At 48.0% G+C, this 11770-nt stretch carries 7 protein-coding genes; 5 read left to right on the forward strand and 2 right to left on the reverse strand.

Features of this window, described 5'->3' with window-relative positions; translation table 11 throughout:
* Positions 1–295: 295 nt before the first annotated feature.
* Both DY78_RS00245 and DY78_RS00250 read right to left on the reverse strand, forming a co-directional pair.
* Positions 296–1261 (reverse strand): beta-galactosidase small subunit, encoded by a 966-nt coding sequence (locus DY78_RS00245; protein WP_024624396.1) that lies wholly within the window; start codon positions 1259–1261, stop codon positions 296–298.
* On the reverse strand, positions 1245–2978 hold the full coding sequence (locus tag DY78_RS00250) for a glycoside hydrolase family 2 TIM barrel-domain containing protein (protein WP_024624395.1): 1734 nt from the start codon (positions 2976–2978) through the stop codon (positions 1245–1247). Before DY78_RS00250 ends, DY78_RS00245 begins: the two co-directional genes overlap by 17 nt.
* 332 nt (positions 2979–3310) lie before the next feature.
* Between DY78_RS00250 and DY78_RS16560 the strand changes: the two genes are divergently transcribed.
* The 5 genes from DY78_RS16560 (at position 3311) to DY78_RS00275 (ending at position 11723) form a co-directional block, all read left to right on the forward strand.
* Positions 3311–4288, forward strand: a complete 978-nt coding sequence (locus tag DY78_RS16560) for a PTS sugar transporter subunit IIABC (protein WP_051385206.1) — start codon at positions 3311–3313, stop codon at positions 4286–4288.
* Positions 4234–5262, forward strand: coding sequence for a PTS sugar transporter subunit IIC (locus tag DY78_RS16565; RefSeq protein ID WP_051385205.1), 1029 nt, complete (start codon positions 4234–4236; stop codon positions 5260–5262). Before DY78_RS16560 ends, DY78_RS16565 begins: the two co-directional genes overlap by 55 nt.
* Before the next feature lie 18 nt (positions 5263–5280).
* Positions 5281–9108, forward strand: a complete 3828-nt coding sequence (locus DY78_RS00265) for a Cof-type HAD-IIB family hydrolase (RefSeq protein ID WP_024624394.1) — start codon at positions 5281–5283, stop codon at positions 9106–9108.
* A 945-nt stretch (positions 9109–10053) separates the two neighbouring features.
* Positions 10054–10968, forward strand: a complete 915-nt coding sequence (locus DY78_RS00270; RefSeq protein ID WP_033613583.1) for a hypothetical protein — start codon at positions 10054–10056, stop codon at positions 10966–10968.
* Between the two features lie 71 nt (positions 10969–11039).
* Complete coding sequence (locus DY78_RS00275; RefSeq protein ID WP_056993481.1) at positions 11040–11723, forward strand: hypothetical protein; 684 nt, start codon at positions 11040–11042, stop codon at positions 11721–11723.
* Positions 11724–11770 lie beyond the last annotated feature (47 nt).

Below are 11770 nucleotides of genomic sequence, written 5' to 3' on the forward strand. Positions count from 1 at the left end.
TATGGTTATGGACGGCGGCATTGAAAGTTTTGCCACCGTAACAAACAAGAGTGGTCCACCAGACGGGTAGTTTGTGAGCATTAACGTGACTCTGGCCATTATGCCTGGGCTTTGGGCATGATGGCCAGAGTCGGGTTAAGCGGAGCAAACTGTCTGGTGGACCACGTTTCGGCAACAAAACAAGAGAGCGCGTAACAAACTGCCTTTCACGCAAGTTTCAACAATAAAAATAAGCCAACAAAAAAGTCACCTGATGAAAGAACATTCATCAAGTGACTTTTTCAGTATGCGGCATTTAAAGCGGGCAAATTTCAAACGCAAAATCAATCGCGCCAGTCGCATCAATATGATAGTTCGAATCAACATCGGTGCCCCAACTATCAATGCCACCGACTCCACGCACCGCACCGTAAATCGTTAAAACAGTGCGATGTCGCGGCGGTAGTTCGTTTTGATGAGTGGCACTTTCGAGTTCTAGCGCCGTATATGGTAAGCAACTGAAGGCAAATGGTTGGTCGACTTGGTCAAACTTCAACGCAAACGGCGTGCCTTGCGGTTGGTTCGGATTCAAGGTGGTGTTGCGTGTCACTGTTACGGACTGACTTTGAATGTGCATCCCGCATTCTTGAGGGACCAAATACGGTGTCACTGGTAGCCCGGTGATTGCATACGTGCCGGGCTTGGCACCCGCACAGCGGTCCGGATAAGTTTCACCAGCCAGACCGGTATACGTAAACCCTGTTGCGGCCGTTGGCATGACGAAACGTAATCCTAACGCTGGTAAACTTGGCAAACCGGACTGCCCTTGATAGTGAACGCCGACCGTGATGACACCGGTGGCTGCGACCGTGTATTGAATATCGACGGTGGCAACTGGCGTGGTCGGCGTGCGGTACGTATAAGTTACGGTCGCGGTGTCGGCGGATTCTTGATTGGAAAACTGGTCGTTACGCGGCGCGGTCGGTACGGCGTCAAAGGGGTGATCGTCAACGCTAACGGCTACATGGTCGCAAGTCGCGAATTGGTCGGCTCCGAGCCACATGGCGGCTTTGGTACTAAAGCCACTGCCGCGGTCATTATCGGTAGTGGCGCGCCAAAACGCCGGCTTAGGGGCGCGGTATAGCCATTCGTGGCCGTGGGCTTTGAGCGCGGTGGGACCACCATGCACGTAACTGAATAAATAATCGAAGTCGGGTCCGTGGAGTCCAAGACCGCTGTCGCCGTAAACGACATGTAGACGTTGCTTAGTGAGATTGGCCATAATAATAGTTCACCTCCTGTAAAGCGGGTTTGGGCGTGCGGTCCGCAAATAACAGCCCGTTGCCGGAAAATTCATAATCGGTCGTGCGGTCGTCAAAATCGCCGCCGTAGCGTAACATCGCTTGGCCGGTGACGGGGTCGTTAATCAAGAGGGCTTGGTCAATAAAGTCCCAAATGAAGCCACCTTGATATTGCGGATAACGGTCGATTAAATCGCGATAAGCTGCCATGCCCCCGAGTGAGTTCCCCATGTCATGCATATATTCACAATCTAAAAATGGTTTCGGTGGGTCGTTTTTTAAATAAGCTTCAATGGCGGCCGGTTGTTCATACATCCGGCTCTCAACATCGGAAATTTTTTCTTTTAGGGCCGGGACATGAAAGACGCCTTCATAATGCACTAACCGTAAAGCATCATGGCGTTTAAAGTAAGCTTGCATCGCTACAATATCGGCCCCGGCATACGATTCGTTACCGAGCGACCAAAAGATGATGCTGGCGTGGTTTTTAAACGTTTGATAGTTGGACCGCGCGCGGTCCACGACGGCGGCTAACCAGTGCGGATTGTCACCCGGAACGTTAAAGGTCGGTTGCTCGGCGTCGATTTGCCAGGAGCCGTGCGATTCTAAGTTCGTTTCCGCCATCAAATAAATGCCGGCTTGGTCGCATAAGTAATACCACGGAATTTGGTCGGGATAATGGCAAGTGCGGTCGGCATTGATGTGATTAGCTTGCATGGTCGCAATATCGGCTTGCATGTCGGCGGTCGTAATGACGCGGCCGGTGTGGGCGTTCCATTCGTGGCGATTGACGCCATTAATAATCAGGCGCTGATTGTTAACTTCAATGACGTGGTCTGACGTAATCGTGATGCGCCGGAAGCCGAATTGGTAAGGAACGATTTCCAACGTTTCACCGGCGGCATTCAAGACGGTTAGTTGGACCGTATATAAATTAGGTTGTTCAGGTGACCACAACGTTGGTTGGCTGACCGTGATGGGTTGAAAGGCCATTTTACGTTGGGTAACTTGCGTTTGCGTCGTGATTAAGGTGCCGGCTTGGTCGAAGACGGCTAATTTCAATTGGCCATCGCTTAAATCAGGACCACTGAGCCGCGTTTTAACGTGCAGTTCGCCAGTCGTTAAGTCGGCGTTGACGGTTGGCTTTAAGTCCAAGTCGTCGATATGAATGGCCGGTTTCGCCAACAAGTTAACGTCGCGGAAAATCCCAGAAAAGCGGAACATATCTTGATCTTCAATATAGGCGGCCGTACTGTAGCGATAAACTTGCACGGCTAAGTAGTTCTCACCAGCCACTAAAGTATCGGTCAAATCGAATTCGCTAGGTGTAAAGCTATCTTCGGCATAACCGATAAAGTGGCCGTTTAACCAGACATAAAAGGCAGTTTGGACGCCTTGGAACTGAATACTGACCCGCTGGTGGTCAAAGCTAGTTGGTAAAGTGAATTTTTTGACGTATGACCCGACTGTATTATCGGGGGCGTCACTGAAAATACCGGGCGTGATTTCATCATGAATCGTATATGGTGGGCGGCGATATTGGGCACCGTCCCACGCGCCGTTTAAGGAATACTGATAACGACTAGTGGCAGTCGCCATTTCATCGGCATCGTGGTAATAGTAATGGTCACTGTGAGCAGGTAATTGATTGATCCGGAACACTTCCGGATCATCTAACCAGGCGAGGTTGGCTGGCATTGGCAGACGCTCCTTTCAAAAAACACAAACGCTTACATGATGATAATAAGCGATTGTTTTCGGTTTGTATAGGGATGGCGGTACAGGGAACGCTGCCAGCTAAAATGGCGTGAAAACGCGTGCTTTCAAGGCGGCAGTCGCGTTTTTAGTGAACTTTTTAACAAGAATGAAGCCCGCGGTTGAGCCAAAGCGGTACAGGTGTCGGCTTTGTAAACGAGTATCTGAATGGCCGGAAATGAATACGCTTTCTGAAAGAGCGTGCTATTCTGACGTTGCTAGCAAAAGTTTTTAATGAACGATAGTCAGACATCAATCTTAGGGAGGTACAAGCAATGGATGCAACGACAATGAGCATCATGGCACCAGTTAATGGCCAAGCCGTGCCGTTGACCGCGGTCCCCGATGAAGTTTTTTCCAAAGGGGTCATGGGTCAAGGGTTCGGCATTGAGCCGACTGACGGCACGTTAGTCAGTCCAGTGACGGGGAAAATCGTCTTAATCGCTGAAACGAAACACGCTATTGGTTTTGAATTAACAAATGGGGTCCAGCTACTCTTACACTTAGGGGTCGACACGGTGGAATTAAAGGGTGCGCCGTTTGACTTCGATGTGACGATGGACCAAACGGTGACAGCTGGTCAAGCAATCGGGACGATGGATTTGGTTCAAATCAAGGACGCTGGTAAGGACCCAACGGCAATTTTAGTGATGACTAACAGCGCCGAAAAAGTGGCCGATTTACAATTAACGACTGGCGAAGTTACGGCTGGACAAGTGGTCGCAACCGTTGGCTTAAAGGTAGCCGATGCCGAACAACATTTGCAAAAACGGCAAGTGGCTTCCCAATTGACCGGCTACGATGCTTTAGCGGCCAACATTATTCAATATGTGGGTGGCGCGGAAAACGTCAAACACGTCATTCACTGTATCACGCGGCTGCGGTTCTATTTGAAAGATGAAGCGCAAGCTAACGACGACGAGATTCGGGATTTAGATGGCGTTTTAGATGTCGCCAAAGCCCAAGGCCAATACCAAGTCGTCATCGGTCCCGCGGTAGCGGACGTCTTTGATGCGGTGGCCAAACAGTTAGGGATTACCGATGCGACGACTGACCCGAGTGAAGAAGATCATTTACCAGATAATCGGAACTTCGGTCAAAAAATTAAAGATGGCTTCAACTTATTAATGGGCGTTATTACCGGTGCGATGGCCCCATCATCGGGATTTTATCCGCTTCCGGGGTTATCAAAGGGTTCATGGCGATTTTTACCACTTTCCATATTATTGGGGATACTAGCAATGTTTATATGATTATGAACGCCATGTCCGATGCGGTCTTTTACTTTTTACCAATCTTGATTGGGTTTAACGCCGCCAAACGACTCGGTGGGAATGCCACGTTAGCCGCGGTAATTGGGGGGATTATTGCTTATCCAACCTTACTGACGGCGGCGGGCAAAAACTTAGATATTATGTCGATTGGCTTCATCCATTTTCCATTCGTCTCTTATACGTACTCCGTCTTTCCAATGATTGTGGCCGCTTGGATGGTCGTTAAGTTGGAAAAATGGCTGAAGACATGGATGCCAAGTTATTTACAAGCGATTTTCATTCCGGCGATTATTATCGGGGTCGTTACGACGGTCACGTTATTAGTTACCGGTCCAGTAATTACTTGGTTAGCCGACGGGTTAGCCCATGGAGTTCAAACCGTTATCGGCTTTAACTCGGCAATCTTCGGTGGGTTAATTGATGGATTCTATCAGATTCTGGTTATTTTCGGGCTCCATTGGGGCTTGGTACCACTGTATGTCAACGATTTCGCGACCTTGGGGCACAGTTACTTATTTGCCATCACCGGGGTCACCATCGTTGGCCAAGGGGGTTCCGCGTTAGCCGTGGCCTTGAAATCCAAGAATCCTTCATTGAAGTCCTTAGGTTTTGCTGCTGGGATCTCCGCGTTATGTGGGGTTACTGAACCCGCGCTTTATGGGATTAACTTACGTTACAAGAAGACCTTCATCTCCGCCAACATTGGGAGTGCCGTTGGTGGGTTTATCATCGGTTTGATGCACGTTGACCGTTTTAGCATGGCCGGTTTCTTAATGGGCTTCATTAATCCTAAAGGGATTGATGGTAACTTCTACTGGGCAGCGATTGCGGGGGCCGCTTGTTTAGCAACGTCCTTCTTATTGACGTACTTCTGGGGCTTTAACGATGATATGGTGGCCCGGGCAAAACGGAAAAAAGCCGTTAACCCCGCCAAAATGGCTTTGAGCAAATAATAAAAGGAGCGTGATTAAATGACTGTCGAAGTTCAACCGGTCAACCAACTTGATTTAACTAGCCAAGTCCAAGTCGACGGGGCGCAACAACAAGGATTAGTGACATTGCCGGCTGCGGTAACGACGCCGCTTACAGCCGTAACGCTCACGATGACGGCCGGCACTGACCGACCAATGACCCTTGAACTTGGGCACGTCTTAAATCACGTGATGAGTGATGTGATTCCTGATACGACGGCGACGGTGACGACGGATACTTGGACCTTTACGTATCCGACGCCGATTGACGCGTCCCATTTAGTGGTAAATTTAACCCCCATTAGCGCCTTAGCCAAAGTTACGGTGACGGTGAGTGCCCCGGATGCGGCGGTCGATACGACGCCCATCGCGGTGTTGACCGATACAACTAGTATCGCCAATGGTCGGCCAGTCCGGTCCCCATTTAATCCCGGCCAAGCCGCGCGCTTGACGGATGGCGATGACACGACCGCCTGGGTCAGCGACCAATATCCCGCGTATGCGGACATTGATCTAGGTGTCGCGACGGCGTTAGCCACGATTGCGGTGACCCTACCAGTCGGGACCGAAATACAATTTAACTTATACGGGAGTCGCGATGGTCACCAGTTCGACCGACTCTATCGCCGGGAACGCGCGACGACGTCAACGGCTACCGTGACTTGTCCCGTCAATGGGACGTATCGCCATGTCCAGTTGCTTGTGTTAGCGAGTGATGATTCGGCGGGCGTTCAAATTCAACAAGTGCGGGTCACAGGCACGGCCCAACCTAAGGCAAAAGTGCCGACGCCACCAGCATTAGCGTTGAATACGCCAACCATTACGGCGCCGACTGCGGCTGCCGTGCAACAAGCGTTAGCGGGGATTGTGACCCGGCGAATCGGGGCGGACTATGTCGATTGGTTCGACTTTAAAGTTGCACCGGTCGCCACTAAGCAGGCCGATGCGTTTCAGATTAGTACGACGGCGGACCGAGTCGTTATTCAAGCGGCTAGCGGGGTGACCCTCGCTACCGGGTTGAATTACTACTTGAAGACTTATTGTCAGGTGAATCTCAGTCAAGCCGGCTTAGGTGATCACGTGGAAATGCCCGCCAAGCCAGTCGCTTTAGCGCAACCAATCGTGCGGCAAACGACCGCAACTTGGCGTTATGCGTACAATTACACGACGCATGCGTATACGATGGCTTTTTGGCAGGCCGAAGACTGGCAACAAGAACTCGACTGGTTGGCGCTAAACGGGGTCAACTTAGTGTTAGATCCGACTGGCCTGGAATTGGTCTGGTATCGTTTCTTAGCGAGCTTAGGGTACCAAACTGAAGCCATTGCTGACTTTTTAACGGGACCAACGTATACTGCTTGGCAATGGATGGGCAATATGCGGAGCTTTGGTGGTCCGATTGATGCCAAATGGGCGGTCCAACGGGCTAAATTAGCTCAGCACAATCAAGCCTTCATGCACGTTATGGGGATGACGCCGGTCTTACAAGCGTATGCCGGCTTAGTTCCCGATGATATTGAAACGAAGATTAAAGCTTGTCCGGTGTTACTACAAGGACAATGGTGTGGCTTCCAACGGCCCGGAATTTTGCGGACCGATAGTGATTTATTCGCCCAAGTCGCCGACCAATTTTATGCGGCCCAAGCGAGTGTTTACGGTGAAATTAGTCATTATTATGCCGTCGACCCCTTCCATGAAGGTGGCGACCGTGCGGACTTAGCGTTAGACGTGGTGGCTCAACAAGTTTTAGGTGGTCTCTTGGCGCATGATGCGCAAGGGGTCTGGGTCTTACAGTCTTGGCAAGAAAATCCGCGCGCGGACTTATTGGCCGGAATTCGTGACCAAGTTGCCGACCATGTTTTAGTGCTGGATTTATATGCCGAACGGACGCCCCACTGGTCAATCAGTGATCCGCAGCAGTATGGCGGCTTAGAGTTCGGTGGAACGCCGTGGCTATTTTGTATGTTGAACAACTTCGGTGGCCGGATGGGCTTAACTGGTCATTTGGATACGCTCCAAAGTGGCTATCAGGCGGCCCAACGACAAGCTCAGTGGTGTCGCGGAATTGGGATTACGCCAGAAGCGTCGCAAAGTAATCCGTTGTTATTCGACTTCTTCTTTGATTCGATTTGGGCCGATGCCACGGCGTTCGCGCCGATGAACATTGATGAGTGGTTGACTGCGTATGGTGAACGGCGTTATGGCATCAACCATCCCGAATGGCAACGGGCCTTAAAGATTATGACCACGACCGTCTATGCGGCGCAGTATAATCAACGCGGTCAAGGCGCGCCGGAATCTTTATTAAATGCGCGGCCGGGCCTGGATTTACCGGCGGCTTCCACTTGGGGCAATGCGATTGTCGATTACCCAACGCATCAACTCGTCTGGGCGTTGCGGTTATTACGGACGCATGCGGCCGATGCACCGTTTGCCACGACTGGTTTTCAAGTTGATTTGGTGATTTTAGCGCAACAAGTTTTATCAAACAGTGTTGCAGCCTTGTATCCACGCCTCGTTACCGCGGTCAAACAACAAGATTTAGCCGTGGTCCAAACGCTCAAGCCGCTCTGGTTTACGGCCTTGAGCTTAGCAGACCAATTGGCCGACCAAGTCCCACTATTCCGGTTAAGTACGTGGCAACACGCCGCGGCGCAAGCCAGTCAAGACTTAGATGACTTTTCCAAAGATTGCTTTGCCATTGATGCGTTAGCGATTGTCACAACGTGGGGTGGTCAACGCCAAGCCGATAGTGGCGGGCTGCATGACTATTCGAATCGCCAATGGTCGGGCTTAACTTCCGGCTTATATACGCAACGGTGGCGGCACTGGTTTGACCAAGTGACGACGGCCTTGAACACCCACACGGCCTTACCAAAAACGGACTGGTTCTCGTTAGAATGGCAGTGGGTCTTAGACCAAAGCCAATGCGTGGCGGAAGCCCAACCAACGGCATTATTACCGTTAGTTGATCAAGTCTTAGCGTTGAGTCAACAACCATTGGCCCAGCCGGCATTGCCCACGCCCACTAAGCCGATTAAGTTAATGGCCGTTGACATGGATGGCACCTTTTTAGATGACCACAAGGCCTTTAACCACACCCGTTTCCAGCACTTGCTCACGCAAATGCGGGCCCACAATCAACACTTTGTCGTCGCTAGTGGCAATCAGTATCAACATCTCTTAGATGTGTTCAAAGACTTTGAACCGATTGCGTATATCGCGGAAAATGGCGGTTTAGTCAAAATCGGGGATGAAGTAATCTGGCAACAAACGATTCCGCGGGACTTGGCGCAGGCCGTCACGACGGCGCTTCAGCAACAACCGGTGTTTGAAGACGGCTTAGTGGTCTTATCCGGCGCCAAGGATGCGTATGTCGATGCCCGGGTCAGTCCGGCATTGTTGACGGAAGCGCGTAAATACTATCGCCACATTCAATTAGTGACGGACATGACGGCCGTTGATGATGACTTCTATAAGATTGCCTTAGCCTGGCCGGGTCAACCGGTTGTCGAACAGCTGACCTTCTTACAACGTGAATTCCCTAGTCTCGCAAGTGTTTCGAGTGGTTTTGAAGGGATTGATATTATTCCCAAGGGCATCAGTAAGGCGGTTGGCATTAAAAAGCTAGCTGAACGCTGGGGCCTGTCACCAGCTGAAATGGCAGTGTTTGGGGATAATAATAATGATATTGAAATGCTGCAAGCGGTCCAATATAGCTTTGCCATGTGCAACGGCAATATCGACGCGCAATTAGCGGCCCGGTATTTGACGCCGGCAGATAATAATCATGAAGGGGTCTTAGATGTGATGGCCCACTTGATTTGATGAAGTCAATTATTCAGCGGCCGATTACCGTAACTAGCAATTGGCCGTTCACATAGCAGTAACTTTTTAGCCCAGATGTGTTAATTGTCGAATGTCGGGTTTAATAAAGTCACATAAGCAAAAAGTAGTGTCCCATTGCCTATCAGGTGGCGGGACACTACTTTTTGCGCTGTTGTTGGGAGTGATAATGTAATTTATACTACCTTCTAAGTTAGCGTAGTAAGTTAAGGCATAATACCGTGAATGGTGAAAAGATGGGGACCGATAAGCAGACATATCCAAGTATGTGGATAGAAACTGTTCGAAACGTCGGTGATTATAAGAGAATATTAATTTTCTTATTGAAATCCAAAAGCGGCCATGTTAAGTTACAATGGTAAGTTAGTTTCACTGCTTAACTATTGTAGCTTTATTAAATAAAGGAGCTAAACATGGAAACTAGGGGTTCAAACAAGGACGTCTATACGTCGCTACATATAACTATGGTGACAGTGCTGATGGCTGCCATCTCTTTTTGCGTACCCTTAAACAGAACAGTCGCATATGCCGGTGTAGCCGTACTACTGGGCCATCGGAAAACTTTGCCGATGGTCAACTAAGTGATCAGCAAACAGAACGGTAAGGTGCTTCAAAATGTTATGACTAGTACTGGAAAGCGTGCAATCATTACACGCTGATAACGGTTCACAAACTGTGTCATCAAAGACGTAAAAAAATACGGATAGTATTATGGCTACTTATGGCAGCTGGATACTTTTCGAGATGGGTAATTACCGCTAAAGCCAACTGCACCAACATTAATAATCATCATAGGCAGTTAATGTTTCGGAGGACCTTTTGTATCGTGAGTACTATTGTGCATGAGAATTTAGAATGCTGAGCGTAAAAAGTGTTTTACGGAAAGAGATAGACTGATATTTTATTAGAACGAAAGGAATTAAAATAATGTTACGTTTAGATATGAACAAGACCTTTTTTGCCATGTCGCAATTTTATGAGTCTTACTATCAAGCTTCTGGAGATGATAGTTTGGGTTCACTCTTAGGTGGCGTGGCCGTATATCGTAATGATGGGGTCGATGAATTGTTTGATCAAGGGTATGCGGATGACTGGAAAAAAATTTATTATTCGTTAGGTTCCCAAGATCATACTGCATTTGAAGGATTTCAAGCATTTAACCAATTTAATAATGAGTATCTACCTGATATAGATGGCTATACTGAGTTAGCAAGAAACCTAGTCTATGCTACTAGAATAATTTGTGAGATGCCCCAAAGTGAACGAGAGGCTCATCCCGTTTGGCAACAATGGGTTGCGTCTTTTGAATGGATTGGTAATCCCAATGTCATTAAAGTCGAAGAGTCACTATTTCTTGACGATGCTCGACCGGCTGAAAATCTAGTAGGTTTTCCTGATGCTAAGGTATTGCCGCCAGATCGCCCGATTATGGACAATGGTGGTGGGAAAAAGACAATTGGCGAAATGCAAACTTATTTCATAATGATGGACTTTTTGAAGACTTATTATGCAATTGCTCCGAATAATCGTGATTTAGAAAAGGTCATTGGCGAGTTTACTTTAGAACGAAAAACACTAGACCAAAAAGATTTATGGTCTAGCTGGAAAGATTATTTTGATGATATATCGAAAAAAACAAAAACAGTCAGTTCGTTTCAAGCATTGGCGGTTATGAGTCAATTTATGCAGGTCGAGATACCAGATAATGCATTGCATGCGGATTTTAGTCGAAAGTTGACCCGTGACATTTGGCGAACTACTTTTATGCCGGAAAAGGAATATGAGCAAACCGAAGTTTGGAAAAATTGGATGGTTTCAGTGAACCGAATATTAACCGAATGATTTTGATGAATTAACTTCACTCGCCCTTTCTTGCGAGTAGAAATAGCATTTGAACGGAGGAAGAGCTGGAAATGTTGCGTTTGGATATTGATAAAACTTTTTTCGCAATGGCCCAATTTTATTATTCGTATTTTCAAGCTGCGGGGGATGATAGTTTAGGGTCACTGATAGGCGGTATAGCGATATATCGTAATGATGATATTGGTGAATTGTTTAACCAGGGGTACGCGGATGATTGGAGAAAGATTTATTATTCGTTAGGCTCTGAAGATCATACAGTGTTTGAGGGATTCCAAGCAGTTAATCAATTTACGAATGAATATTTACCTGATGTGGATATTTTTACTGATTTAGCCAGAAACTTAGTTTACGCTACCAGAATAATTTGTGAGATGTCGGCAAGTGAGCGAGAAACTCATCCTGTTTGGCAGCAGTGGGTTACATCTTGCGAGTGGGTTAGTAATCCGGAAGTTTTTAAAATTGAAGCCGTCGAACTATTTGATGATGATGTTCAAGCTGAAGTATTACCGCCAGCTCGCCCGATTATGGACGATGGTGGTGGGAAAAAGACAATTGACGAAATGCAAACTTATTTCATAATGATGGACTTTTTGAAGACTTACTACGCAATTGCTCCGGATAATCGTGATTTAGAAAAGGTCATTGGCGAGTTTATTTTAGAACGAAAAACACAAAACCAAAAGAATTTATGGTATAGCTGGAAAGATTATTTTGATGATGTATCGAAAAGGTAGATTGCAAATTTAATCCGAATTTTTGGACAAATTGTTCAGCATAACCT

Source organism: Lactiplantibacillus fabifermentans DSM 21115, from assembly GCF_000498955.2.
GTDB lineage: Bacteria > Bacillota > Bacilli > Lactobacillales > Lactobacillaceae > Lactiplantibacillus > Lactiplantibacillus fabifermentans.